This is a genomic window from Sphingomonas faeni (genome assembly GCF_003053745.1).
Lineage (GTDB): Bacteria > Pseudomonadota > Alphaproteobacteria > Sphingomonadales > Sphingomonadaceae > Sphingomonas > Sphingomonas faeni.
Map to the genome: position 1 here is coordinate 266,155 of NZ_QAYE01000003.1, position 23,971 is coordinate 290,125.

A 23,971-nucleotide genomic window follows, 5' to 3' on the forward strand; every position below is an offset into this window, starting at 1 on the left:
TCCACCGCGTTTCAGGGTGCACCACCCCGGCGGAGGCCGGGGCCCAGTTGGAAAGGTGGTCGTAACGGCGCGCTGCCTTCTGTTAGCCTCGTTTCCCAACTGGGCCCCGGCCTTCGCCGGGGTGGTGGCGTGGTCGAGGTTCACCTTCCCGAACGGAGTGCCACCTGATGGCAGCCCCCTCCGGCGCCGGTCCCGCCCCTCTCGTCGGCGGCTCGCTAGCCCTCACCGCATTCGCGCTCGCGCTCGGCACCTTCATGCAGGTGCTCGACACGACGATCGCGAACGTTTCTCTCCCCACCATCGCGGGCAATCTCGGCGTTTCCAGCGACAACTCCACCTGGATCGTCACCGCGTTCGCCGTCGCCAACGGCGTCGCGGTGCCACTGACCGGGTGGTTGATGGGGCGGTTCGGCGTGGTGCGAACGTTCTGCGTGTCCGTGTTCCTGTTCACGATCGCGTCGTTCCTGTGCGGGATCGCGTGGGACCTGCCCTCGCTGATCGGCTTCCGCATTCTCCAGGGTGCCGTATCCGGGCCGATGATCCCCGGCAGCCAGGCGCTGCTGATCGCGATCTTCCCCGTCCACAAGCGCTCGACCGCGCTCGGCATCTGGTCGATGACCACGCTCGTCGCGCCGATCATGGGGCCGATCCTGGGCGGCTACATCTCCGACAATTATCACTGGAGCTGGATTTTCCTGATCAACGTGCCGTTCGGGATGTTCTGCGCGTTCGTGTGCTGGAACAAGCTCGGCAAGCGCGACACGCCGACGCGGAAGCTGCCGATCGACCAAGTCGGGCTGATCCTGCTGGTGATCTGGGTCGGTGCGCTGCAGATCGTGCTCGATCTCGGCAAGAACGACGACTGGTTCGCCGCCGACCGGATCGTCATCGCCGCGGTCGTCGCCGCGATCGGCTTTGTCGGCTGGATCATCTGGGAGCTGACCGACGCCAACCCGGCGGTGAACCTGTCGCTGTTCAAGAGCCGCAATTTCACGATCGGGACGATCGCGTTCTGTCTCGGCTATGCGGTGTTCTTCGCCAACACGCTGTTGCTGCCACTCTGGTTGCAGACGCAGCTCGGCTACACCGCGACCTGGGCGGGACTGGTCGCCGCACCCTCGGGCGCGGTGGCGGTGATTCTGACGCCGTTCGTGGCCCGACTCAGCGGCAAGATCGACGCGCGTATCCTCGCCACGGTGGCGTTCGCGTCGTTCGGCTACTCCTATTATCTCCGTTCGGGCTACACGACGGGCGCGAGCTTCTACGACCTCATGCTGCCGCTGATGGTGCAGGGGATCGCGATGAGCACGTTCTTCCTCGCGATGCTGACGATTTCGCTCGACCGTATCCCGGCCGAGCGGCTGCCGTCGGCGACGGGCATCTCGAACTTTGCGCGCATCACCTCGGGCAGCTTCGCCGCGTCGATCATCACGACCGCCTGGGATCGTCGCGAGACGCTGCACCAGAGCCGGTTGTCGGAAGCGATCGGCACCGGTTCGCCCTACCAGATGGCGCAGGGTGCGCTGACGCGGATGGGGCTGACCGACGTGCAGGCGGCCGGCGCGATCACACGGCAGATGGTGGCGCAGGCGTATCTGCTCGCGTCGACCGACCTGTTCCGTATCTCGGCCTGGCTGTGCCTCGCGATGGTGATCATCGTCTGGTTCACGCGCCGTGCGAGCCCCCCACAAGGACCGATCGCCGCGGATTGATCGCTCCGGTTGTCGTTTTCTTACCACCGGCGGGCCGTCGTACGATTGCCCGCCGATTGAAACGTTATCGCAACCACTTGGCCCCTAACGGTCGCTTTACCAGATACGAACTGCCTGTGGGGGGCCAGCTACCATGATGACCAAGAACACCGTTTTGCGGATCGCAGCCGCATGCCTTTTGTCGAGCGCGGCGCCAGCCTGGGCCGGTACGCCGACGACCTGCATCCAGTCGATCAGCACGCCGCGCCTGGTCTGCGACGAAGGTGCGTGCGTGCGCGTCTCGGTCAAGGATCTGTGCGATGCGGTGCGCGCGTCCTATCCCGTCAAGCGCCGCGCGGTGAAGCCGATCCGCATCGACGACAATCCGGTCCGTACCGAGCTGACGCTGCTGATCGCCAGCGTCAGCTAAGCGACGAAGGCATACGCGGCGCCGGGGACGTGCACCGCGAAGTCGGTCGGGGCGAGCGTCCCGTCCGGCAGGATATCGAGCATCGTCACGCGCTGATCGCGTTCGTGGACGACGATCATTCGGTTTTCCTCTTCCAACACCATGAAGAAGCGCGGCGATGCGCCTCCGCTGGCGATATGCTGGAGGAGTGTGGGATCGCCGCGTTCGTTCAACGCGAAGACCGCGATGCTGTCATGGCCGCGGTTGGAGACGTACAGCCGGTCGCCCGCGGTATTGGCACCGATGTGTGCGACGATGTTCGCGCCGTGCCAGCCTGCGGGGAGGGTGGATAGAGACGCGCGGGGCTTCAGATCGCGGCCCTCGACGGTCAGCGCGACGAGCGTGCTGTCGAGTTCGCAGGCTAGATACGCCGATTGCGGGTGCTGCTCATGGAACAGCAGGTGTCGTGGCCCCGATCCGGGCACGGCCTTGAGCGCAGTGTATGGCTCTCCTAGCGTTGCCCGTTCCGCGTCGAATGCAAAGGCCAGCACTTCGTCGGTCCCCAGATCGGCGACATACAGGAATTGGTTGTCGAAGCCGAAGCCGACCCAGTGCGCGTGTGACGATTGCTGGCGTTCGGGATCGGGGCCGCTACCGTCATTGGCGTGCACCGTCGGCTGGCCGATCGGCAGCCCGCTCGCCGGATCCAGCTGGAACACTGAGACGTTCCCGCTCGCATAGTTCGCGACCGCGACGCACGATTGCGTGCGATTCAGCGCGATGTGACACGGTGCTGCCCCGTCGACTGGGACACGCGCTAGCCGGACCCAGCCCGAGGCGGTGCGACGGTGTACGCCGAGCGCGCCGTCGTCCTGCTCGTCGACCAGATAGTGGAGATCGAACCGCGACGAATAGGTGCCGAACGATGCGTTGCGTGCATCCGGATACGGAGCGCCGACAGAGCCGGTTCTGCTAAGTGGATAGACGCCCGCGCCGCCACCGCCGGCATAGGTGCCGATCCAGAGCGATCGCGCGGTGTCGAAATCGGGGCGGGGGTCGGGAAACGTCATGTCACCGCTCCTAGCCGCGGTCGGCCGGTCGTCGCATCCCAATTCGGATCAGCGTTCGAGCAGCGCGATCAGTTGTTCGCGGTACAGCAGCGCCAGTTCCTCATGCATCCGCGCGATCATCGGGGTTGGCGCGCGCATCGCCAGCACGGACTGGTCGTCCATCCGGCGTTCGATCACGGAAGGGTGGGGGATGAGGTCCGTCACCACCGTGTTGAGCCAGCAATGTTGCCGCTGGATTTCGCGACGCGGTTAACGCCGACAACTGCGGCAACATGCGGGTATCTCGGCAAATTCGCGGCAGGCTGGTATTGGCGTCGGCGTTGCCCTACCGCGGCGTGATGGGCGATCTGGATAGACTGGTACCTTCGGGGATAATCGAGCAATGGGTCTATCACCTGCGACGACAGCGTTCGCGGGCGAGTGACGCGATCTGGCTGATAGACCAAGGGTTTACCCTGCATGATGGCCAGGACGGCGTGCCGTCGCACGATGCGACCGAGCGGTGGCGTGCCGAGCAGGAGACCGTCGTCGAGGAAGTAACCGCGTTGCTTGCGCTCTACGACAAGATCAACCTCGGCAAGGCCGACATCGCCTGACATTCCCCGGTCGGATGGGCCGCTATCCGACATCACCGTAACTCCTGCGGATCAGGTCGCCGGTCTGCTCCAGCGACACGCTTTGCGGTGGTTCGGCATCGGGCATTTTTGCGACCAGTTCGGCGGTCGCCGCGAGTTGAAGATGTCGCTCGCTGAGTACCCGATGCGCGGTATAGGCCGCGTCCGAGCGCGCTGAAGCTGCAAGTACCCGTTCCTGCGCGGCCCGGTCTTCGTGATACGCGACACGATCACGCCACGCTGCGGCGTTCGTCTCCGTCTGTTCGATGTCGTCGGTCATACTGCGGTCCGTTCGTCGTCAGACTTGATCTACTTTAGTTGCTCCTTACAGTATTATGTTGGTTAACGCATCGGTTCTGGATGTATCTACCTCATGCGGCGGGGCGACTTGGCGCCTGCCAGCCACCACCCAACGCACGGAACAGGTCGACTTGCGCCCCTGCGATCCGCGAGTCGGCGGCGGCGAGGTCCGTATCCGTGTCCGCCAGCGTGCGTTCCGCGTCGAGGACGTCGAGGAAATCGATTTGGCCTTCGCGCTGGCGGGCGCGGGTGATGCGCGCGGCCGTCGCGGCGTTGTCGTGTGCTGACTGGAGTTGCGTGCGGCGATCGAGTTCGCGGGCGTAGTTCGACAGCGCGGTCTCGGTTTCCTCTAGTGCGGTGAGGACGCTGCCGTCGAAGTTGGCAAGCGCGCCGCGCGAGTCTGCTTCGGCGCCGGCGATGCGCGCGCGCGCGGCGGACTGGTTGAGCGACCAGTTCAGCAGCGGCCCGAGCAGCCAGCGGATCGGGCCACCGGTGAAGATGTCGCCAACGCTAAGCGCGGTCGAGCCGATCGAGCCGCCGAGCGAAATCTGCGGATAGAGTTGCGAGGTCTGGACGCCGATGCGGGCAGTGGCGGCCGCGAGCCGGCGTTCGGCGGCGTGGACGTCTGGGCGGCGCGCGAGCAAGGTCGCGCCGTCGCCGATCGGGATAGGCTGGTCGAGGCGGGGCGTGGTGGTGCGGGCGCCGGCGGTTGCGGGCAGGTCCTGCGGGGTGCGGCCGGTGAGCGTGGCGAGGCGGAAGAGCGCGGCTTGGCGCTCGGCCTCGATCTGCGGGATGTTGGCGGCGCGCTGGTCACGCAGGGCTGCGATCCGGACCTGGTCGAGGCGGGCTGCACGACCGGCGTCGACGCGCTTGCCGGTCAGCGTGTTCGATTTGTCGAGCAGGTCGACGATCCGCCGCGCGACCGCGAGGCGTTCGGCGGACGACGCTGCGTCGACATAGGCGCGGGTGGTTGCCGCGACGATCGAGACGCGGACGGCGTCGGCATCGGCCTGCGCCGCGCCGACGTCACCCCGGGCGGCTTCGACGTTGCGGCGGACTCGGCCGGCGAGATCGACCTCGTAGCTGACGTCCAGGCCTACGTCGTAGGTAGCGCGCTCGCGATCGAGACCGGGCAGGTTCTGGAGTTGCGAGGTACGCGCGTAGTTGCCGCTCGCGCCCGCGTTTACCTGTGGCTCGCGGTCGGTTTTCGCGCCGCGCAACGACGCGCGGGCGCTATCTAGCCGGGCGACTGCCACGCGCAGGTCGGTGTTTGCGGCGAGTGCGTCTGCGACGAGGCCGTCGAGGACCGGGTCGCGGTACATCCGCCACCAGTCGTTGTCGGGCGCAGTCGTGACGGTGGCTGCGTTGGCGGTGACGAACGACGCCGCCGCCTTGGGTGGGGTGATCGGGGCGACATAGTCGGGGCCGGCGGCGCAGGCGGCGAGCGTCAGCGCCGAGAGGCTCGCGAGGAGGGCGGACTTCATGATGCTGGTCCTATTCGGCTGGCTGAAGGGTCGCGGCGGGGGCGGGACGGCGGCGTTCGAACCGCAGCGCCAGCGCCCGTGCTACGACGTAGAAGGTGGGGGTGAAGAGCAGCCCGAACCCGGTCACGCCGATCATCCCGAAGAACACCGCGGTCCCGAGTGCCTGGCGGAGTTCCGCACCGGCACCGGTCGCGATCACCAGCGGCACCGCGCCGAGGATGAACGCGAAGCTCGTCATCAGGATCGGCCGCAACCGGTCCTTCGCCGCGCGCACTGCGGCCTCGACCGGGGTGAGGCCGTCCTGTTCCTCGGCCTGTTTGGCGAACTCGACCACGAGGATCGCGTTCTTCGCGGCGAGCGCAATCAGCACGACCAGGCCGATCTGCGTGAGGACGTTGTTGTCCATGCCCCGCAGGTTCACGCCGGTCATCGCGGCCAACAGGCACATCGGCACGATCAGGATGATCGCGAGCGGTAGCGTCAGGCTCTCATATTGTGCGGCGAGGACGAGGAAGACGAACACTACCGCCATGCCGAAGACGAGCGCGGCGGTGCTGCCGGCGGCCTTCTGCTGATAAGCGATGCCGGTCCATTCATGCGCGTAGCCCGCCGGGAGCGACGCATCGGCGAGCTTCTCCATTGCGACCAGCGACTGGCCCGACGAATAGCCCTTGGCGGTGTCGCCATCGACCTCGACCGCGGGGAAGAGGTTGTAGCGGACCACGCGGTACGGTCCGGTCTTGTCCTTGAACGTCGAGACCGAGCCGACCGGGACCATCTGGCCCGAGTTGGAGCGCGTCTTCAGATTGGCGATGTCCGCGGTGGTGTTGCGGAACGGTGCGTCGGCCTGCGCGGTGACGCGGTAGGTGCGGCCCAGCAGGTTGAAGTCGTTGACGAACGCCGAGCCGAGATAGACCTGCAACGCCTCGAACACGCGCTCGGGGGGAACGCCGAGGAGGTTGGCCTTGGCGCGATCGACGTCGGCGAAGATGCGCGGCGTGGCGGTGTCGAAGAACGTGTAGATCTGGGCGAGACCCTTGGTCTGGTTCGCCTGGCCGATCAGCGCGTAGCTCGTCTTGCCGAGGTCGGCGTAACCGTGGCCGCCCTGGTCCTGCACCATCAGGCGATAGCCGCCGGCCGAGCCGATACCCTGGATCAGCGGTGGCGGGACGATCAGCAGACGCGCTTCGGTGATGTCGCCGGTCGCCTTCTGCGACTCCGCCATGATGCTCGCGAGCGTCACGCCGAGCTTCTTGCGTTCCTCGAAGCTCTTGAGCGGGATGTAGGCGGCGGCCGAGTTGGGGGCGAGCGTCTGCGACGGGCCGTCGAAGCCCGCGAGCATCACCGCGCCCTTGACGCCGGCGAGCGGGAGGATGCGTTTCGCGACCTTCTGCATGACGGCATCGGTACGCTCGACCGATGAGCCGGGCGGAAGCTGGATGACGGTCAGGAAGTAGCCCTGGTCCTGCGCGGGGACGAAGCCCGACGGCGTAATCGTGAACACCCCAACGGTAACCGCGATCAGTGCGGCATAGGCGATCATCATCCGGCGCGGCGCGGTGACTAGACGCGCGGTGAGGCGGGCATAGCTGTCGCTCATCCGCTCGAACCCGCGGTTGAAGGCATCGCCTGCGCGGCGGACCGTACGGGTCAGGCGGTTGCCGGAATCGGCGGGGGCAGTCGGCTTGAGAAGCATCGCGGCGAGTGCCGGCGACAGCGTCAGCGAGATCAGCAGCGAGATGATCGTCGCGGTCGAGATCGTCACCGCGAACTGGCGGTAGAACGCGCCGGACAGCCCGGTGAGGAACACGGTCGGGATGAACACCGCGCACAGCACGAGTACGATCGCGACGAGCGCGCCCGACACTTCGTCCATCGACGTACGCGCCGCCTCCAACGGGGAGAGCCCGTGTTCGAGGTTGCGCTCGACATTCTCGACCACGACGATCGCATCATCGACGACGATGCCGATCGCGAGGACGAGGCCGAACAGCGAGAGGTTGTTGAGGCTGTACCCGGCGGCGGCGAGCACCGCGAACGTGCCGATAAGCGAGACAGGGATGGCAACGATCGGGATGATCGCCGCGCGCCACTTCTGCAGGAAGACGAGGATGACGAGCACCACGAGGACCATCGCCTCGAAGAGCGTGTGCTTCACCGCGTCGATCGACTGCGCGATGAACTCGGTCGGGTTGTAGATGACCTTGTATTCGAGGCCCTTGGGGAAGCGCTTCGACATGCTTTCCATCTCGGCGGTGACGGCCTGCGCCGCGCCGAGCGCGTTCGAGCCGGGGCGCTGGAAGACCGCGGCGATGACCGTCGGCTTGCCGCTTAGATAGGTATTCGCGCCGTAATCCTGTGCGCCGAGCTCGACCCGCGCGACGTCCGAGACGCGGACCTGGCGGCCTTGCGCGTCGGTGCGGATGACGACGTCGGCGAACTGCTTGGGATCGGTCAGGCGGCCCTGCGTCTCGACGTTGAGCTGGAACGCGCTGTTGCCCTTGTCGTACGGCGGCTGGCCGAGCGTGCCCGCGGCGACCTGGACGTTCTGCGCGCGCAGAGCGGCGACGATTTCGCCGGCGGTGAGGTCGAGCGCGGCGGCGCGGCCGGGGTCGATCCAGATGCGCATCGAGTAATCGCGCGCGCCGAACAGCTGCACGTCGCCGACGCCGTCGATGCGGCTGAGGCGATCGCGGACCTGCGTCAGCGCGTAGTTGGAGATGTAGCCGCGATCGAGCGAGTTGTCGGGCGAGACAAGGTTCACCACCATCAGGAAGTCGGGCGACGTCTTGCGCGTCACCACGCCGAGACGCTGGACGTCTTCGGGCAGGCGCGGGACGGCGACTGCGACGCGGTTCTGGACGAGCACCTGGGCTGCGTCGAGGTTGGTGCCGATCTTGAAGGTGACGGTGATCGTCACCTTGCCGTCGCCGGTCGATTGCGACGACTGGTACAGCATGTTGTCGACGCCGTTGATCTCCTGCTCGATCGGCGCGGCGACGGTTTCCGCGACTGTCTCGGCAGAGGCGCCGGGATAGGTCGCGCTGACCGTGACGGTGGGGGGGACGATGTCGGGATATTGCGACACCGGCAGCGTCATGTAGGCGATCGCACCGACGATCGTGATGATCACCGCGATCACGCCCGCGAAGATCGGCCGGGTGATGAAGAAGCGCGAGAAGCGCATGGTTTGTGTCCTCGAAAGAAGAGCGACGGACACGCCCCAACACCACCCCGGCGGAGGCCGGGGCCCAATTGGGCGAACCGCAGTGATTTAGTCGAAACGCTAACCCAATTGGGCCCCGGCCTTCGCCGGGGTGGACGCTTACTTGGCGAGCGTGGCCTCGCCCGAGATCGGCTGGACCGACGCCGGCGCACTCGTACCCGAGGCGACCACGATCCGGCCGACCTTCGGCGCAACCGTGGCACCCGGCATCGCCATCTGCGTGCCCTGGATGATGATCCGGTCGTTCGGCCCGATCCCCGAGCGCACGATCCGAAGACCATCGATCACCGGCCCAAGCTCGACCGGCTTCTGGCTCACGACGTTCTTCGCATCGATCGTCAGCAGAACCTTGCGCGCCTGATCGGTCTGCACCGCATCGTCGGGCACCAGCAGAGCCTGCCGCGTTCCCGCACTCGCGAGGCGCATGTTGCCGAACATCCCCGGCGTTAGGAAATACCCCGGGTTGGCGAGCACCGCACGACCGCGGATCGTGCCCGAGCGCTGGTCGAGGCCGTTGTCGGTGAAGTCGAGCTTGCCCTTCCAGCGATGCTCGGTCTCGTCCTGCAACTGGATCTCGACCGCCGCCGGCGTCGCGCCGGGCCGCCGTGCGCGCTGCGTCTTGAGGTACAAGGCCTCGGAGCCGTCGAACGTGAAGTAGATCGGGTCGAGCGCGTTGATCGTCGTCAGCACCGTGCCGCCGGTGCCCTCGCCGCCTGCGACCTGGTTGCCTGCATCGACGCGGCGATCGGAGATGCGACCGCCGATCGGTGCGCGAACCTGCGTGAAACCGACGTCGAGCGCGCGAGCGCGTTCGCGAGCCTGCGCCGCAGCGAGTGCCGCCTGCGCTGCTTCGAGCCGACCGCGCAGGGCGTCGACTTCGCCCGCCGAAACAGCTTCGTCAGCGACCAGTCGTTGCGCGCGACCCAAGTCGGTACGTGCCAGCGACAAGGCGCTTCGTGCGCTAGCAACGTTGGCGTGCGCCTCGGCCAGCGCGGCGGCGAACGGGCGGGAATCGATCGTGAAGAGCAGCTGCCCTTTGCTGACGATCTCGCCGTCGCGGAAGTGGATCCCGGTGACTTCGCCCGCGACGCGCGGACGAATCTCGACCGTGCGGCTAGGTGCAAAGCGACCGACATAATCGTCCCACTCGCTGACCTGCCGCACCAGCGGCGACGCGACCGTGACGGAGGCGGGCGGTGGGGCCGCCATCGCTGCGTCGGGATGGTCGAACAGCTTCACGCCGACCGCACCGAGCAGCGCGATCGGCACGAGCACCATCGCGCCGCGCTGCCATGCGGGTCGTCGGTGACGGTCCGCGGGCGGCGACGCGACGACGTCGGCGTCGTTCGCGGCCGTGATCGTGGTCAATTGGTTCACGCTGCGATGCTCCGCTTCTGCTGGATGCCGACGCGCATGCCGGTCACGCTCTCGACGAGCGTTTCGATCTGTGCCTCGGCAAAGCCGGCGGCGAGGAAGCCCTGGATCTCGGCCATCGGCAGTGCGAAGCCGCGGCGCCAGGCGTACACGGCCATCCGGCGCAACGCTTCGAGCCGGGGGTCGGCGAGCCGCGACGCGGTGCTCAGGCCGAACAGGCTGCCCATCGCGCGCGACATGCGGCTCGGGCCGGACAGGCTGCGCAACGTGTCGCGCTTGGCGAGCGCGATGACGCTCCATTCCAATGCCGAAAAGCCGGTCGGGGCAGGGGCGGCGACCGTCTGCGTGCGGCTGGTGACGGGCGAAGCGAACATGTTGTCGAGGTCGAGATAAGCCATGGGATTGTCCCCCTTTTGATCTTGGGCAAGCGCTGGCCTTCGTCGGTGGACGGTCCACCGACGTCAGCTGGTCGCAGGGCGTGCGCGGTCGTTGCCGGCACATCACCGTGCCACGCTTGCCCGCTTGGAATTTTCGAAAATCGGGCCGAAGCCGTCTTAGGTTTGAACCGTGGTCATGGGTTGGTGTCCCCGGCTGCCCCATCCGAAGTAGGAGAGAGCTTCGATACCAGTCGGTATATAAACCTAGCGTTCATCTAGTCAACAGACTTTTGTACCGGCCGGTATTTTAAATTTCATCGCATCGTGATGCGTGACAATTTTGCCGGTCGCGTCTCGCCTATTTGGTCGGCCACACCGACATGGCGGTCTCGACGAGCTGGTTCAGCTCGGCGCAGGTCGCACCCGATCCGCTCTGGATCGTCAGACCCTGCATGATCGCGAACAGATACCGCATCAGCGCGTCCGACTCGAGACCCTCGGGGAATTCGCCCGCGGCCTTGGCTTCGTCGAACCTGCGGATCAAGGCGGCCTGGGACGACGCACGACGCTTCGCCACCTCGGCCTTGATCGGCTCGGCTTCCGGGCTGCAGGCAACGCTGCTGATGACGCTCAGGCAGCCCTTGGGATCGCACGTGCTGGATTGCATCTGGAGTGCGCCGCGCAACAGGTTTTCCGCTACGGCACGCGCGGTCGGCGCATCCAGCGCATACGTCATATACGCCAGCTTCTCGCGCTCGTAGAGGTCGAGCGCCTTGTGGAACAGCGCCTCCTTGTTGCCGAACGCGGCGTACAGGCTGGGCTTGGTGATCTTCATCTCGGCGGTCAGTTCCGCCATCGATGCACCCTCGTACCCGTTGCGCCAGAACACGCGCAGCGCACCCGCCAACGCATCGTCGAGATCGAACTCGCGGGGGCGGCCCTTGGGGGCGGTGAGCGTGCAAAGCCTATTCATACCGTTCGGTATATAGTGAGAGCGCGCAAAAGGTCCAGTGACTGGAATATGTTGCCGGGGACGCTCATCGACCGACCGCGGTGTAGGCGAACCCGGCCTGTTCGACGTCGGCGCGCTGATAGACGTTGCGCAGGTCGACCATCACCGGCCCGGCCATCACGCGCTTCAACCGCGCAAGATCGAGCGCGCGATAGGCATCCCATTCGGTCACGATCACGACCGCGTCGGCACCCTCGGCCGCGTCATAGGCGTCGGTGCAGTAGACGAGGTCGGGCATCATCGCCTTGGCGGGCGCCATGCCCTCGGGGTCGTGCGTGCGGACCGTTACGCCGGCGTCGGCGAGTGCGGTCGCGATCGCGAGACTCGGGGCGTCGCGCATGTCGTCGGTGTTGGGCTTGAACGTGAGACCGAGCAGCGCGACGGTCTTGCCGCGGGGGTTGTCACCGAGTGCGTGCAGGACTTTGCGGCCCATCGCGCGCTTGCGGCTGTCATTCACCTTCACGACGGCTTCGACGATGTGGACCGGCGTGTCGTAATCCTCGGCGGTCTTGAGCAGCGCCAGCGTGTCCTTGGGGAAGCACGAGCCGCCATAGCCCGGCCCGGCGTGGAGGAATTTCTTGCCGATCCGATTGTCGAGCCCGATCCCGCGCGACACGTCCTGCACGTCCGCGCCGACCGCTTCGCACAGGTCGGCGATCTCGTTGATGAAGGTGATCTTGGTCGCGAGGAACGCGTTCGCCGCGTATTTGATCAGCTCGGACGTGCGGCGACCGACGAACAGGATCGGTGATTCGTTGAGGTAGAGCGGACGATAGACGTCGCGCATGACGTGCTTGGCGCGCTCGTCCTCGGTGCCGATGACGATGCGGTCGGGGCGCTTGAAGTCGCCGATCGCGGCACCTTCGCGGAGGAATTCGGGGTTGGAGACGACCGCCACGTCGACGTCCGCCCGCTTCTCGCGGAAGATCGCCTCGACTCGGTCGCCGGTGCCGACGGGGACGGTTGACTTGGTCACGACCACGGTCGGGCCGGTGACCGCTGCGGCGATCTCCTCGGTCGCGGCGAACACGTAGCTGAGGTCGGCATGGCCATCGCCGCGCCGCGACGGCGTGCCGACCGCGATGAAGATCGCATCGGCGCCTGTGACCGCGCTGGCGAGATCGGTGGTGAAGGTCAGCCGGCCCGCGGCGACGTTCGACGCGACGAGTTGGTCGAGGCCGGGTTCGAAGATCGGCATGCGACCGGCGAGCAACGCGTCGATCTTCGACTGGTCCTTGTCGACGCAGATCACGTCATGGCCGAAATCCGAAAAGCAGGCGCCGGACACCAGGCCGACATAGCCAGAACCGATCATCGTGATGCGCATGGACGTTCCTCGTAAAAGCCGCGCGACCTATCGTGAGTAATGCGCGCGGGTGCAAGCTGGCGGGCGCAACCAAAGCGGAGCATACCGGTTGAAACCTCGACCAAATGGCAGCGCAAAACAGGAGAGAAACGATGGCTGACGACTTCAAGCAGGCAGTCGATGATGGCGCGGACGCGAGCAAGGCGGCAACCGACCGCGCGGCGGATGCGGCGAAGGGCGCGGCCGACACGATGCGCGAGAATGCCGGGAAGGCGCGCGATGCGTTCTCCGAGAAGGTGGTCGATCCGGCGCGGCGCGCAGGCGAGGCGATGAAGGAGTCAGGCGGCAAGATCGCCGAGGGCGGCGCGACGATCGGCAAGGCGATGATCGACCAGGCCGAGCAGAACGCCCGCGAGGCATTCGCGGCGATGCGCGAGGCGGCGAGCGCCAGCGACCTGACCCAGGTGATGAAGATCCAGGGCGATTACCTGCGTGAGCAGAGCCAGCGCAGCATGAGCCAGGCGCGCGAGATCGGCGAGCTGATCATGAAGTTCGGCAAGGATGCGGTGGCGCCATTTCGTGGCGACGGGCCGAAGTAAGCGGGGTGGTGCAACCGGGGTGGAGCGGCGTACGGACGAGCAAGAACGCCGCCGCTCCGTCGATATGACGGAGACGGCGGCGGCCAGCCTTGATGATTTCGAGGCTTAGACGAACAGTCCGACGAGCAGATACGTCCCTGCGCCGATCAGCCCAGCCGCTGGCAGGGTGAGCGTCCACGCGACGACGATGTTGCTGGCGACGTTCCAGCGGACCGCGGAAAGGCGCCGGGCTGCGCCGACGCCGACGATCGAGCCGGTGATGGTGTGTGTCGACGACACCGGGATGCCCCAAAAGGTCGCTGCGAACAGCGTGATCGCGCCGCCGGTCTCCGCACAGAACCCTTGTGCCGGGGTAAGACGGGTGATCTTCGAGCCCATCGTGTGGACGATCCGCCAGCCACCCGACAGCGTGCCGAGCGCCATCGCCGCCTGGCAGGACAGCACGACCCAGAGCGGCACGTGGAATTCGCCGCCGAGCAGGCCCTGCGAATAGAGCAGCACAGCGATGATCCCCATCGTCTTCTGCGCATCGTTGCCGCCGTGGCCGAGCGAGTAGAGCGCGGCCGAGATCAGCTGGAGCTTGCGGAAGCGCTTGTCGACGCCGAGCGGGGTTAGCTTGAGGCTGGTCCACGCGACGATCAGGACGAGCACGAGCGCGAGCATCAGGCCGATCGCGGGCGAGGCGAAGATCGCGAGGACGGTCTTGATGACGCCGCTCCAGACGATCGCGCCGAAGCCGATCTTGGCGATGCCGGCGCCCAGCAGCCCGCCGATCAGCGCGTGGCTGCTGCTCGACGGGATGCCGAGCACCCAGGTGATGACGTTCCACGCGATCGCGCCCATCAACGCGGCGAAGATCACCTGTGCGTCGATGACGTGCGCTTGGACGATACCCGTGCCGACGGTCTGCGCGACGTGGAGGCCGAACACCGCGAAGGCGATGAAGTTGAAGAACGCGGCCCAGAGCACGGCGTATTGGGGTTTCAGCACGCGCGTGGAGACGACGGTGGCGATCGAGTTCGCCGCGTCGTGGAGGCCGTTCAGGAAGTCGAACAGCAGCGCGATGCCGATCAGGCCGATGAGGAGGGGGAGGGAGAGGATCATGCGCGGCCGCCTTCACCCGAACACAGACCCGACCCAGCCTGTTCTCCCGCGAAGGCGGGAGCCCAGGATACCAATAGGCGTCGTGGGTGGGATTCCTGGGCCCCCGCGTTCGCGAGGGAACAGGAAGGGCGTGCGCGATCCGCTACACGCCCGCGAAACACATCAAGCATGGTCGATGACCAGCCCCTGGATCTCGTTCGCGACGTCCTCGAAGCGGTCGACGATCTTTTCCAGGCTGCTGTAGATCTCGCGGTTGATGATGAACGTCATCGGGTCCGCACTGATCTTCGACGCCTGGAACAGCGCGCGCAGACCCGTGTCGTGGATGTCGTCGGCATGCCCCTCGATCTGGATCAGCCGGGCGGTAAGGTCGTGCAGCCGCCCCGCGTTGGTGCCGAGCGAGCGGAGCAGCGGGATCGCTTCGGCTGTAATCCGTGCGGCCTCGACGATGATGCCGGCCATGTCGCGCATCTGCGGCGAGAATTCGGTGACCTCGTACAGCGCGATCGCGTTGGCGGTACCGTTCATCTGGTCGATCGCGTCGTCCATCACGCCGATCAAATCCGTGATCGCGCTGCGGTCGAACGGCGTCACGAACACGCGGCGGACGTCCTGGAGAACCTCGCGCGTGATATCGTCTGCCTCGTGTTCGCGCTTGACGATCTCGGCGATCTGACCCTCGATCGAGCCTTCGCCGTGGAGCAGCCGTGCGAGTGCATCGGCACCGGCGACCAGGGTCGCGGCATGCGCGTCGAACAGTTCGAAGAACCGCCCCTGCTTCGGCATCAGCGACTGGAACCAGCCCAGCATCGGAATTCTCCTTTTCGCACTCGTGCGTACGACGGGTAAGATACGTTGCGCGAGCGACGCCGGGATCGGCGGCTCACGGAAAGCAGCGATCAGCGCCTTCAGGCCGGGCTCATTGACAGCCTCCGCCGCGCGATCAAGCGTAAACCAGCGTGTGTCGCGTTGATGACGCTCGGGCCAGTCCTCCACCTGCTCGACGAATGCGAGCGGAAACACGGTGACGATCATGTCGCGGTAACGGCCGGTGCGGCGGCGTTTGCGGTACGCGAACTGACCGACCGGAGACGGGCAGGGGATACCGCGGATGCCGGCTTCTTCGTACGCCTCCTGCGCGGCGGCCTCGTGGCTGGCGAGGCCCACGATCGGATTGCCCTTGGGGATCACCCAGCGCCCGGTGTCGCGCGAGGTGATCAGCATCACGCGAGCGTGGCCGGCTTCGTCGATCACATAGGGAAGTGCGCCGATCTGCTCGATGGTTCGGGTCCTCGCACCCGCAGAATCGCGGGGAAAGTCGGGAGCTTATACCCGGTTTTTACGCAAGGATAGCGGCACAGCGGAGAGTTTTCGGACCGTCGCCGCGGGTCCATTTCTGTCCCATTGCCGGACGCCGCTACCTTAACCACCTTTGTCACTGGTCGAATTGGTAAACGCGACGTTAACGTTTGCATCATGACCAGACGCCTAGTCCTCACCAACGAAGCCGCCCGCCACCCGCTGCGCCGTTCGCTGCCGCCGCCGGTGATCGCGAGCGCAAGAAACGACGATCAGGACGTGAAGCTGTTCCTGTTGAGCTTCGCCGCGTTCTTCACGTGCTTCTACAGCTTCATTTTCTGAGAGAGCCGGGCGTAATCCTCCCCTTGGCGGGGAAGGATACTCAACCTCGAAGCGTCGGCAAACACCCGATCGCGTCGTCGTCGCAGGCCCGGTGCAGCTTCTGCGCGAGCCATGCCGAGACGAGGCACATCGCCGCGACGAGGAACAGCATGTCCTCGGGCGTCACGCCCATCGCGGTGATGCCGATGACGAGGATCGAGCCGATCGTCATCGCGCCCGAATTGACGACGTTGTTTGCCGCCACGGTGCGCGCGGTCTGGTCCTTCTCGACGGTCGTCGTCAGGAACGCATAGAGCGGCACGACGAACATCCCGCCGGTGATCGCGATCGCCAGTAGCGTCGCCAGCACGGGGATCGCACCTGGCTGATGGATAAATCCGGCCCAATCGTAATAATGTCCCGGAGCCGCGGGCGTCCAGTTACGTGCCAGGAACGAGAACAGCACGACGAACCCGCCCATCGCGATCACCGACGCGGGCGAGAACTTCGCGGAAATCCGCCCACGCAGCATCGAGTTGATCACCACGGAGCCGATCGCGACCCCGACCGAGAACACTGCGATCACGAAGCTCGCGACTCGCTCGTCGGCGGTCAGCACGTTCTTGACCAGCGGAGGGAAGACGATGATCAGCACCGCGCCGATCGTCCAGAAGAAGCTGATAGCGACGATCGCGAGGAACAGGCGGGGGATATGCAGCGTCGCGCTGATCAACCGCCACGAGGCGGTGAACGGATTGTAGTCGAGCTTCAACGGCGGGCCTTCTCGCGGTGCCGGCGGCACTTGGCGGCCGGAGAACCAGCCGATCACCGCAACTACCAGCACGCTGGCGGCGGCGCCCTCGATCGGGATCCAGCCTGCCGTCACCGTGCCGAGCAGGATCGCGAGATACGTCCCGGCCTCGACCAGCCCAGTGCCACCGAGCACGTCGCACGGTTTCAAATGCTGCGGCAGGATCGCGTATTTGATCGGCCCGAAAAACGTCGAGTGCACGCCGAGGCACAGCACGGCGCCGAGCATAAGCCCGATCCCCAGCGACGGATGCCCGGCACGCGCGACCATCAGGCCGGTCGCGCCGAGCAGCATGATGCCGATCTCGACCGTCTTCACGATCCGGATGATCCGCGCCTTGTCGTGGCTGTCCGCCAATTGCCCGGCGAGCGCGGACAGCAGGAAGAACGGCAGGATGCCGAGTCCCGTCGCCAGCGCGTTGAAATTGGCCTCCATCTTCGGATCGTTGAAGACGGCATAGGTCGCGAACAGGACCATCGAGGTCTTGAACAGGTTATCGTTGAACGCGCCGAGAAACTGCGTGGTGAACAGGGGCAGGAAGCGACGTTGCTTCAGCAACCCGAGGGCATTGAGCATGACGGGAAATAGCCCTGATCGTTGCGGTAATGTGTCGAACCTTAGCCGAGCGTCATCCGCACGCCAACGTTAAACCGGTTTCGCCCCGCGACCGACCGGTATAGGGGTGGTGGGTGCTGAGCTTGCCTAACCTCCTGACATTGTCGCGGATCGTCGCGGTGCCCCTGCTGGTCTGGTTCCTGTGGTGGCCCGACTGGGAGGCGGGGTACGGCATCGCCTTCGTGCTGTACTGCCTGATGGGCATCACCGATTATTTCGATGGGTATCTCGCGCGGTCGAGCGGTGCGGTATCGCGGTTGGGCATCTTCCTCGATCCGATCGCCGACAAGATCATGGTCGCCGCAGTGATCCTGATCCTCGTCGGCACGCGGGATATCGCCGGCATCCATGTTATCGCCGCGCTGGTGATCCTGTTGCGCGAGATCGCGGTGTCGGGCCTGCGCGAGTTCCTGGCGCAAGTTCAGGTTTCGGTGCCGGTATCGCAGCTCGCCAAGTGGAAGACGACGCTGCAGCTCGTGTCGCTCGGCGGAATCATCCTCGGCGGTTCGGTACCCGAGATGATCTGGGTCCACACCGTCGGCATCGTCGCGCTATGGGGTGCGGCCGTCCTCACGTTGCTGACCGGATGGGATTACCTCCGCGTCGGCCTGAAGCACATGGACTGAACATGACGGTACGAATGGTGTATTTCGCCTGGGTGCGCGAACGTATCGGCACGGGCGAAGAGTCGGTCGAGCCCCCTGCAAACGTCCTGACGGTAGCGGATCTGGTCGACTGGCTGGCCGAGACGAGCCCGGCACATGCGGGGGCTTTCGAGAACCGATCGCGGTTGCGCGCGGCGATCGATCAGGACTTCGTGCCGCTCGATACGCCGATCGGCCGCGCGCAGGAGATCGCTATCTTCCCACCGGTGACCGGCGGATGATCCATATCTCGGTCCAGCAATTGCCGATCGATATCGCGGCCGAGATGACGCGCGCCGAGGCGGCAGAAGCGGGCGCGGTGGCGACGTTCACCGGGCTGGTGCGCGCTGACGACGGCGTGGGGACGCTCGAACTCGAACATTATCCCGGTGCGACCGAGGCGGCGTTGCTCAAGGTTGCGGAGGGTGCGATCGAGCGCTGGTCGCTGAGTGCGGCGATCATCGTGCACCGCGTCGGACCGATGCATCCGGGAGAGCGGATCGTATTCGTTGCGGCGACGGCGGCGCACCGTGGCGCGGCACTGGAGGCCTGCGCGTATCTGATCGACCGGCTGAAAACCGATGCGCCGTTCTGGAAGCGCGAAACGCGCGGTGTCGAAGCCAGCTGGGTCGAAGCACGTGATGGCGACCACGCGGCCGCGGCACGCTGGGATATCTCGAAGGGCTAACCCAAAGAATGTTCTCCCGCGAAGGCGGGAGCCCAGACTGGATCCCCGCCTTCGCGGGGAAACAAAGTAGTGCGGGCCGCGCTCCCGGATGGGATCGCGGCCCGTAGTCGCATCAGCCGAGCTTCGGAACGCTCATGCCGTTGGTGAGATGAACGACGCCGTTCGTCTCCTTGATGTCCGCCGTATCGACGTACGACTTGATACCAGCCGTGTCGGTCAACTCGATGTTGCCGTTCGGCCCAAGCCCTGCGATCAGCGGCTGGCCTGCCAGCGTCGTCAGCGTGGCCTTGCCACCGCCCGCGGTGATCTGGGCCTTCAACTGGTCCGCGGTCAGCGCGCCGGCGACCACGTGATACTTGATGATCGTCGCCAGCGTCGGTGCCGACTCAGGCTTCAACAGCGTGTCGAGCGCACCGGCGGGCAGGCGCGTGAAGGCCTCGTCGCTCGGTGCGAACAGCGTGTACGGGCCAGGGCCTGCGAGCGTCGCCTGCAACTTCGCGGCGGTCACCAGCTTTGCCAGCGTCGCGCGGTTCGGCAGCGTTGGCAGTGCAGCGGCGATGGTCGTCGTTGCCGCCGCAGTCGGGGCGACAGGCGCGCCGGGCTGTTGCGGAGCAACCGCCGTGCCAGGTGCCGCCGGAGTGGATGGCGTCGCTGGCATCGCCGTCTGTGGTGCGGCCGGTGCCGCAGTCCGCGGCGCGGTTGGCGCTGCCGTCTGGGCAGTCGCACCCGTGGCAATAAACAGGCTCGTTGCCGCAGCAATCATAAGGTTGGTCTTAACAGTCATCTGCAACTCCAGAGATTGTGATTGGGACGGATGAAACTCGAACGATGGAATTTGGGGATAGAGGCGGCGATCTCAACTATTTCACCGACAGGCCGTAGCATCGGTACGATGAACCGAGCCTGTCTAACTCATATTTAGCTCAGTTTAGGGACGATCACGCCATTGACGACGTGAACGACGCCGTTCGACTGGCGGACATCTGCGGTCTCGACATAACTCTTGTTACCGTTGACGTCGGTGAGCGCGATGACTGCGCCTACCATTGTCGCAGTGATCGGGTCACCCTCGACCGTGGTCAACGTCGCGGTACCGCCACCGGCCGCGATGCGCTGGCGCAGATCGTCGGCAGTGATGACGCCCGGCACGACGTGATACGTCAGCACCTTGGTCAGCGAGGCCTTGTTCTCTGGCTTCAGCAACGTGTCGACCATGCCGGGCGCGAGCCGTCCGAACGCATCGTTGGTCGGCGCGAATACGGTGAAGGGGCCGGGGCCGGACAGCGTGCCGACCAGGTCCGCGGCCTTTACCGCGGCAACCAGGGTCGACAGGTTAGGCGCCGCCGACGCGTTGTCGACGATCGTCCGCGTCGCCATCATTGGCACGCCGCCGACGGTCGGGTTGGCGACTGCGGGCGGCCCGTTCGGTACCGCCAGTGCGGGATTGGCGGGCGTCGTCGAGGCGCTGGCTACGTCGTCCTTGGATTTGCCGCTGCACGCGGCGAGTGCCAGCGCGCTGGTCATCAGCAGCAGTGGAAGCGTCTTCGACATCGTTCGATCTCCAGCGGGAACTGGGAAACATACGATCGAAGCCCGAGTTGGTTGCGCAAGCGTGTCGATCTCGGGATGGGGTGAAGACCGAGCGCGCCCAGTTCGCAACGGCCTCCCATCCCTGAAAGGGAGGGGCAGGGGGTGGGTCGGCTTCCGCATCTTGGACCGTCGGCGACCCAAGCTGGCCGACCCACCCCCAACCCCTCCCTAACAGGGATGGGAGTAGAAGTGCAGTTACTGAACGTCGGCCAGTGCCTTCGCCATCAACCGGAAGTCCTTCTCTCGCGGACTCGCCCTGCGCCAGACGAGCGCGATCCGCCGCACCGCATTCTTCTCGTCGAGCGGCCTTGCGGTGATATTGGTGTTGTCGAGGATCCCCGCCTTCAGCGCCATTTCCGGCAGCATCGTGATGCCAAGGCCATTGTCGACCATCTGGACGATCGTGTGCAGCGACGTTCCCAGCATCGTCGCCTCCGCACGCAACTCCGGCCGGTTGCAAGCGCCGAGCGCGTGGTCCTTCAGGCAATGCCCGTCCTCGAGCAGCAACAACCGGGTCTCGTCGATCGCCGACGCGGGGATCGCCGGCAGCGCGGTCGGCTCCTCGCCCGAAGGATACGCGACGAACAGGCGATCCTCGAACAGCGTCTCTGACGTCACCTCGCCACACGCGTAGGGGAGAGCCAGCAGCACGCAGTCGGTCCGGCCGTTGTGCAGCCCCTCGCATGCCGGGCCGCTGGGCTCTTCGCGCAGGAACAGCTTCAGGTCGGGATAGTCCTTCCGGAGCCGTGGCAGGATCCTCGGCAGCATGAACGGCGCGATCGTCGGGATGACGCTCATCCGCATGTCGCCCGACAGCGGCTGGCCGGCGGCGCGCGCCATGTCGCCCAGTTCCTCCGCCTCGCGTAGCACGCGCCGCGCCTTGTCGGCGATCCCGTCGCCCAGCGGCGTGAACCGCACGACTCGCCGGGTGCGCTCGACGAGCACCACGCCGATCAGCGTTTCGAGCTCGCGCAGGCCCGCCGACAGCGTCGATTGCGTCACGAAACACGCTTCCGCAGCGCGTCCGAAATGACCGTGGTCCTTCAGCGCAACAAGATATTGCAACTGTTTCAACGTGGGTAGGTAGGTCGCAGCCATTAATCGCCTCTATCGATCATCAGATGATAAATAGAGCGTTGGATCGATTACACCAGCCCCCTATACCGCAATGCACAACAACCGAGCGGGCCAACCGCCGCCTTTGAGGATGCCTGGAGCCAAGTTTATTTCCAGGAGGCTTCCATCATGTTGACCATCGGCGACCAGTTCCCATCGATGACCATTCCCGTCCAGCAGGGCGTTGCCGCACTGCCTGCCGGCGAGACGCTCGACGTGACGACGGCATATCCCGGCAAGTGGAAGGTGTTGTTCTACTGGCCGAAGGACTTCACGTTCGTGTGCCCGACCGAGATCGTCGGCTACAGCGACATCCGCGGCGATTTCGAGGACCGCGACGCCGTGCTGATCGGCGCGTCGACCGATACCGCGCACGTCCACCTCGCCTGGCGCAAGTCGGACGCGGACCTTGCCGCCGCAGACTTCCCGTGGCTTGCGGATAACGGCGCGAAGCTCGCCGACGCGCTCGGCATCGTCGACAAGAACGAGCATGTCGCGTTCCGTGCGACCTTCATCATCGATCCCGACAACGTCATCCAGGCGGTCCAGGTCAACGGCCTGAACGTCGGCCGCAACCCCGCCGAGACGCTCCGCGTGCTCGACGCGCTGCAGACCGACGAGCTCTGCCCGTGCAACTGGAACAAGGGCGACGACGTCCTCCAGCTCGCTGCGTAACTAAAATCTTCTTTCCCCTTCCCGCTTGCGGGAGGGGGCAGGGGGTGGGCCCGCGCGCTCCCCGAACGCATCCGTTCATGGTGAGCGCGGGCCCACCCCTCAGTCCCCTCCCGCAGGCGGGAGGGGAGGAAGAATCATATGTCGCTCAAGGAATTCGCCGGGACACTCCCGGACTACGCCAAGGACATCCGCCTCAACGTCGGCTCGCTCCTCAACGAGACTCACCTCACCGATCAGCGCAAATACGGCCTGCTGCTGACCTGCGCGCACGGCTCTGGCTACAAGCCTTTGGTCGAGGCCGCCGAGGCCGAATGCGCGCCCAAGCTTTCGCCCGAGGCGGCCAATGCGGCGCGCGCGGCGGCGGCAGTGATGGCGATGAACAACGTCTATTACCGGTTCACGCACCTCGCCGGGAACCAGGAATACCGCAACATGCCGGCCAAGCTGCGGATGAACGTGATCGGCCAGCCGGGGATCGACAAGGTCGATTTCGAGCTGTTCAGCCTGGCCGTGTCGGCGATGAACGGCTGCGGCATGTGCATCGACAGCCACGAGCAGATCCTGAAGAAGGCCGGCGTGACGGCGGAAGCGATCCAGACCTCGGTCCGCATCGGCGCGGTAATGGCGGCGGTCGCAACGGTCCACGCGACGCTGTGACCTGAAGCCGGGAAGCTCCCCTCCCTGGAAGGGAGGGGCTGGGGGTGGGTTGGCCTGCCTGTGTCGCGAACGTCGCCTGATACGGACGCCGACCCACCCCCGACCCCTCCCTTCCAGGGAGGGGCAAGAAGTAATCAGTGCCAGATCGCGCGGTATAGGCCGAACAAGCTCGTGATCGTCAGGATCACCCCGACCAGCACCATCAACGTCTTCGCCGGCACGCGCTTCGCCAGCATCGCGCCAAACGGTGCCGCCAACACCCCGCCGATCAGCAGACCCACCGTAGCCTGCGTGAACGCCGCCCAGCCGAGCTGCGTGATGAACGTCGCAGAAATCGTCGCGGTCAGGAAAAACTCCGCCGTATTCACCGTACCGATCGTGGTCCGCGGCGACGCCCCCTGCACCAGCAGGTTCGACGTCACCACCGGCCCCCAGCCGCCACCGCCCGCCGCATCGAGAAACCCGCCGACCAGCCCGAGCGGCTCGACGATTTTCGGCTCCTTCTGCTTGGGCGGATAGCGCAAGCCCCGCCACAACAGATACACGCCGATCGACGTTAGATACGCCAGGATGAACGGTTTCGCCGTGCTCGCATCGATGTTCGATAGCACGTACGCGCCCAGCACGCCGCCGATCACGCCCGGGATCATCAGCCGCAGGAACAGCGTCCAGTTGACGTTCTTGTGCAGCACATGGCTGATCCCCGACACCGCGGTGGTGAAGGTCTCCACGGTATGCACTCCCGCCGACGCCGCGGCCGGAGGTACGCCGACCCACAGCAGCAGCGTGTTCGAAATCACTCCGAACGCCATCCCCAGCGCGCCATCGACGATCTGCGCGGCGAACCCGACAAGTATGAAGGGCAGGAGCGTCTCGAAGCTCAAGGTCGTCAGGTCGAACATCGGCATCCCCTCAATATTGGGCCCAGATTGCAACGCGCGGGCTTATCCCACAACAAAGATAGGCTTTACCCCGATCCTTATGGCGCG

At 65.7% G+C, this 23,971-nt stretch carries 25 protein-coding genes; 10 read left to right on the top strand and 15 right to left on the bottom strand.

The features are described from left to right. The first annotated feature begins 167 nt into the window (after positions 1 to 167). Complete coding sequence (locus tag C8J25_RS07810; protein ID WP_107953850.1) at positions 168 to 1,712, top strand: DHA2 family efflux MFS transporter permease subunit; 1,545 nt, start codon at positions 168 to 170, stop codon at positions 1,710 to 1,712. A gap of 136 nt (positions 1,713 to 1,848) precedes the next feature. Then, entirely contained in the window at positions 1,849 to 2,121 is a 273-nt protein-coding gene (locus C8J25_RS07815) for a hypothetical protein (RefSeq protein WP_208622550.1), read from the top strand. On the opposite strand, the gene C8J25_RS07820 is transcribed toward C8J25_RS07815, so the two are convergent. Beyond that, positions 2,118 to 3,170, bottom strand: coding sequence for a lactonase family protein (locus C8J25_RS07820; protein WP_107954010.1), 1,053 nt, complete (start codon positions 3,168 to 3,170; stop codon positions 2,118 to 2,120). The genes C8J25_RS07815 and C8J25_RS07820 overlap by 4 nt on opposite strands. A 338-nt stretch (positions 3,171 to 3,508) precedes the next feature. Between C8J25_RS07820 and C8J25_RS07825 the strand changes: the two genes are divergently transcribed. Next, positions 3,509 to 3,766: a hypothetical protein gene (locus C8J25_RS07825; RefSeq protein ID WP_107954011.1), complete on the top strand. Its 258-nt coding sequence runs from the start codon at positions 3,509 to 3,511 to the stop codon at positions 3,764 to 3,766. A 22-nt stretch (positions 3,767 to 3,788) separates the two neighbouring features. Here C8J25_RS07825 and C8J25_RS07830 read toward each other — a convergent pair whose 3' ends face one another. The 7 genes from C8J25_RS07830 to C8J25_RS07860 form a co-directional block, all read right to left on the bottom strand. Beyond that, positions 3,789 to 4,064 carry a hypothetical protein gene (locus tag C8J25_RS07830; RefSeq protein ID WP_107953854.1) on the bottom strand — a complete coding sequence of 92 codons (276 nt, stop codon included), beginning with the start codon at positions 4,062 to 4,064 and terminating at the stop codon, positions 3,789 to 3,791. A 91-nt stretch (positions 4,065 to 4,155) separates the two neighbouring features. Further along, the gene (locus C8J25_RS07835; RefSeq protein WP_107953855.1) at positions 4,156 to 5,568 is read right to left on the bottom strand and encodes an efflux transporter outer membrane subunit; all 1,413 of its coding nucleotides are present in this window, start codon (positions 5,566 to 5,568) and stop codon (positions 4,156 to 4,158) included. 10 nt (positions 5,569 to 5,578) lie between these two features. Next, positions 5,579 to 8,755, bottom strand: coding sequence for an efflux RND transporter permease subunit (locus C8J25_RS07840; RefSeq protein ID WP_107953858.1), 3,177 nt, complete (start codon positions 8,753 to 8,755; stop codon positions 5,579 to 5,581). 138 nt (positions 8,756 to 8,893) lie between these two features. Then, positions 8,894 to 10,171 carry an efflux RND transporter periplasmic adaptor subunit gene (locus C8J25_RS07845; protein ID WP_425275457.1) on the bottom strand — a complete coding sequence of 426 codons (1,278 nt, stop codon included), beginning with the start codon at positions 10,169 to 10,171 and terminating at the stop codon, positions 8,894 to 8,896. Next, a complete protein-coding gene (locus C8J25_RS07850) occupies positions 10,168 to 10,566 on the bottom strand; it encodes a hypothetical protein (RefSeq protein WP_107953860.1) in 399 nt (132 codons plus the stop codon). Before C8J25_RS07850 ends, C8J25_RS07845 begins: the two co-directional genes overlap by 4 nt. 337 nt (positions 10,567 to 10,903) lie before the next feature. After that, complete coding sequence (locus C8J25_RS07855) at positions 10,904 to 11,518, bottom strand: TetR/AcrR family transcriptional regulator (protein WP_107953862.1); 615 nt, start codon at positions 11,516 to 11,518, stop codon at positions 10,904 to 10,906. A gap of 64 nt (positions 11,519 to 11,582) precedes the next feature. Then, a complete protein-coding gene (locus tag C8J25_RS07860; protein WP_107953864.1) occupies positions 11,583 to 12,884 on the bottom strand; it encodes a UDP-glucose dehydrogenase family protein in 1,302 nt (433 codons plus the stop codon). 131 nt (positions 12,885 to 13,015) lie between these two features. Between C8J25_RS07860 and C8J25_RS07865 the strand changes: the two genes are divergently transcribed. Further along, positions 13,016 to 13,462: a phasin family protein gene (locus tag C8J25_RS07865; protein ID WP_341871528.1), complete on the top strand. Its 447-nt coding sequence runs from the start codon at positions 13,016 to 13,018 to the stop codon at positions 13,460 to 13,462. 105 nt (positions 13,463 to 13,567) lie between these two features. Here C8J25_RS07865 and C8J25_RS07870 read toward each other — a convergent pair whose 3' ends face one another. Both C8J25_RS07870 and C8J25_RS07875 read right to left on the bottom strand, forming a co-directional pair. Then, positions 13,568 to 14,566 carry an inorganic phosphate transporter gene (locus tag C8J25_RS07870; protein ID WP_107953866.1) on the bottom strand — a complete coding sequence of 333 codons (999 nt, stop codon included), beginning with the start codon at positions 14,564 to 14,566 and terminating at the stop codon, positions 13,568 to 13,570. A gap of 162 nt (positions 14,567 to 14,728) precedes the next feature. Beyond that, entirely contained in the window at positions 14,729 to 15,847 is a 1,119-nt protein-coding gene (locus tag C8J25_RS07875; RefSeq protein WP_056057730.1) for a DUF47 family protein, read from the bottom strand. A 195-nt stretch (positions 15,848 to 16,042) separates the two neighbouring features. Between C8J25_RS07875 and C8J25_RS20690 the strand changes: the two genes are divergently transcribed. Continuing rightward, positions 16,043 to 16,207, top strand: coding sequence for a hypothetical protein (locus C8J25_RS20690; RefSeq protein ID WP_165895438.1), 165 nt, complete (start codon positions 16,043 to 16,045; stop codon positions 16,205 to 16,207). A 40-nt stretch (positions 16,208 to 16,247) separates the two neighbouring features. On the opposite strand, the gene C8J25_RS07880 is transcribed toward C8J25_RS20690, so the two are convergent. After that, complete coding sequence (locus C8J25_RS07880; protein ID WP_107953868.1) at positions 16,248 to 17,573, bottom strand: MFS transporter; 1,326 nt, start codon at positions 17,571 to 17,573, stop codon at positions 16,248 to 16,250. 113 nt (positions 17,574 to 17,686) lie between these two features. Here C8J25_RS07880 and pgsA point away from each other — a divergent pair, with 113 nt between their 5' ends. The 3 genes from pgsA to C8J25_RS07895 are packed head-to-tail and all read left to right on the top strand — an operon-like array spanning position 17,687 to position 18,944. Then, positions 17,687 to 18,238: a CDP-diacylglycerol--glycerol-3-phosphate 3-phosphatidyltransferase gene (pgsA, locus tag C8J25_RS07885; protein WP_107953870.1), complete on the top strand. Its 552-nt coding sequence runs from the start codon at positions 17,687 to 17,689 to the stop codon at positions 18,236 to 18,238. Positions 18,239 to 18,240: 2 nt separating this feature from the next. Beyond that, complete coding sequence (gene moaD, locus C8J25_RS07890; protein WP_107953873.1) at positions 18,241 to 18,498, top strand: molybdopterin converting factor subunit 1; 258 nt, start codon at positions 18,241 to 18,243, stop codon at positions 18,496 to 18,498. Then, a complete protein-coding gene (locus C8J25_RS07895; RefSeq protein ID WP_107953875.1) occupies positions 18,495 to 18,944 on the top strand; it encodes a molybdenum cofactor biosynthesis protein MoaE in 450 nt (149 codons plus the stop codon). The genes moaD and C8J25_RS07895 overlap by 4 nt, the downstream gene beginning before the upstream one ends. 112 nt (positions 18,945 to 19,056) lie before the next feature. Here C8J25_RS07895 and C8J25_RS07900 read toward each other — a convergent pair whose 3' ends face one another. The 3 genes from C8J25_RS07900 to C8J25_RS07910 all read right to left on the bottom strand — a co-directional run bounded on the left by C8J25_RS07900 (position 19,057) and on the right by C8J25_RS07910 (position 21,632). Next, on the bottom strand, positions 19,057 to 19,728 hold the full coding sequence (locus C8J25_RS07900) for a fasciclin domain-containing protein (RefSeq protein WP_107954014.1): 672 nt from the start codon (positions 19,726 to 19,728) through the stop codon (positions 19,057 to 19,059). A gap of 134 nt (positions 19,729 to 19,862) precedes the next feature. Beyond that, a complete protein-coding gene (locus C8J25_RS07905; RefSeq protein WP_167397686.1) occupies positions 19,863 to 20,495 on the bottom strand; it encodes a fasciclin domain-containing protein in 633 nt (210 codons plus the stop codon). A 234-nt stretch (positions 20,496 to 20,729) separates the two neighbouring features. Further along, positions 20,730 to 21,632, bottom strand: a complete 903-nt coding sequence (locus tag C8J25_RS07910) for a hydrogen peroxide-inducible genes activator (protein ID WP_056057748.1) — start codon at positions 21,630 to 21,632, stop codon at positions 20,730 to 20,732. A 147-nt stretch (positions 21,633 to 21,779) separates the two neighbouring features. Here C8J25_RS07910 and C8J25_RS07915 point away from each other — a divergent pair, with 147 nt between their 5' ends. Both C8J25_RS07915 and ahpD read left to right on the top strand, forming a co-directional pair. After that, the gene (locus tag C8J25_RS07915; protein WP_107953877.1) at positions 21,780 to 22,325 is read left to right on the top strand and encodes a peroxiredoxin; all 546 of its coding nucleotides are present in this window, start codon (positions 21,780 to 21,782) and stop codon (positions 22,323 to 22,325) included. 138 nt (positions 22,326 to 22,463) lie between these two features. Then, complete coding sequence (ahpD, locus tag C8J25_RS07920; protein ID WP_056057750.1) at positions 22,464 to 22,982, top strand: alkylhydroperoxidase, AhpD family; 519 nt, start codon at positions 22,464 to 22,466, stop codon at positions 22,980 to 22,982. A 134-nt stretch (positions 22,983 to 23,116) separates the two neighbouring features. On the opposite strand, the gene C8J25_RS07925 is transcribed toward ahpD, so the two are convergent. Further along, on the bottom strand, positions 23,117 to 23,884 hold the full coding sequence (locus C8J25_RS07925) for a sulfite exporter TauE/SafE family protein (protein WP_425275458.1): 768 nt from the start codon (positions 23,882 to 23,884) through the stop codon (positions 23,117 to 23,119). Positions 23,885 to 23,971: the final 87 nt, after the last annotated feature.

Bases quoted from the DNA above. Each gene is read 5' to 3' on its own strand.
- moaD (WP_107953873.1), top strand. From the start codon at position 18,241: ATGACGGTACGAATGGTGTATTTCGCCTGGGTGCGCGAACGTATCGGC.
- C8J25_RS07915 (WP_107953877.1), top strand. From the start codon at position 21,780: ATGTTGACCATCGGCGACCAGTTCCCATCGATGACCATTCCCGTCCAG.
- C8J25_RS07815 (WP_208622550.1), top strand. From the start codon at position 1,849: ATGACCAAGAACACCGTTTTGCGGATCGCAGCCGCATGCCTTTTGTCG.
- C8J25_RS07810 (WP_107953850.1), top strand. From the start codon at position 168: ATGGCAGCCCCCTCCGGCGCCGGTCCCGCCCCTCTCGTCGGCGGCTCG.
- C8J25_RS07905 (WP_167397686.1), bottom strand. From the start codon at position 20,495: ATGTCGAAGACGCTTCCACTGCTGCTGATGACCAGCGCGCTGGCACTC.
- C8J25_RS07850 (WP_107953860.1), bottom strand. From the start codon at position 10,566: ATGGCTTATCTCGACCTCGACAACATGTTCGCTTCGCCCGTCACCAGC.
- C8J25_RS07900 (WP_107954014.1), bottom strand. From the start codon at position 19,728: ATGACTGTTAAGACCAACCTTATGATTGCTGCGGCAACGAGCCTGTTT.
- C8J25_RS20690 (WP_165895438.1), top strand. From the start codon at position 16,043: ATGACCAGACGCCTAGTCCTCACCAACGAAGCCGCCCGCCACCCGCTG.
- C8J25_RS07860 (WP_107953864.1), bottom strand. From the start codon at position 12,884: ATGCGCATCACGATGATCGGTTCTGGCTATGTCGGCCTGGTGTCCGGC.
- C8J25_RS07880 (WP_107953868.1), bottom strand. From the start codon at position 17,573: ATGCTCAATGCCCTCGGGTTGCTGAAGCAACGTCGCTTCCTGCCCCTG.
- C8J25_RS07895 (WP_107953875.1), top strand. From the start codon at position 18,495: ATGATCCATATCTCGGTCCAGCAATTGCCGATCGATATCGCGGCCGAG.
- C8J25_RS07820 (WP_107954010.1), bottom strand. From the start codon at position 3,170: ATGACGTTTCCCGACCCCCGCCCCGATTTCGACACCGCGCGATCGCTC.
- C8J25_RS07925 (WP_425275458.1), bottom strand. From the start codon at position 23,884: ATGTTCGACCTGACGACCTTGAGCTTCGAGACGCTCCTGCCCTTCATA.
- C8J25_RS07865 (WP_341871528.1), top strand. From the start codon at position 13,016: ATGGCTGACGACTTCAAGCAGGCAGTCGATGATGGCGCGGACGCGAGC.
- C8J25_RS07840 (WP_107953858.1), bottom strand. From the start codon at position 8,755: ATGCGCTTCTCGCGCTTCTTCATCACCCGGCCGATCTTCGCGGGCGTG.
- C8J25_RS07855 (WP_107953862.1), bottom strand. From the start codon at position 11,518: ATGAATAGGCTTTGCACGCTCACCGCCCCCAAGGGCCGCCCCCGCGAG.
- C8J25_RS07830 (WP_107953854.1), bottom strand. From the start codon at position 4,064: ATGACCGACGACATCGAACAGACGGAGACGAACGCCGCAGCGTGGCGT.
- ahpD (WP_056057750.1), top strand. From the start codon at position 22,464: ATGTCGCTCAAGGAATTCGCCGGGACACTCCCGGACTACGCCAAGGAC.
- C8J25_RS07870 (WP_107953866.1), bottom strand. From the start codon at position 14,566: ATGATCCTCTCCCTCCCCCTCCTCATCGGCCTGATCGGCATCGCGCTG.
- C8J25_RS07910 (WP_056057748.1), bottom strand. From the start codon at position 21,632: ATGGCTGCGACCTACCTACCCACGTTGAAACAGTTGCAATATCTTGTT.
- C8J25_RS07825 (WP_107954011.1), top strand. From the start codon at position 3,509: ATGGGCGATCTGGATAGACTGGTACCTTCGGGGATAATCGAGCAATGG.
- C8J25_RS07835 (WP_107953855.1), bottom strand. From the start codon at position 5,568: ATGAAGTCCGCCCTCCTCGCGAGCCTCTCGGCGCTGACGCTCGCCGCC.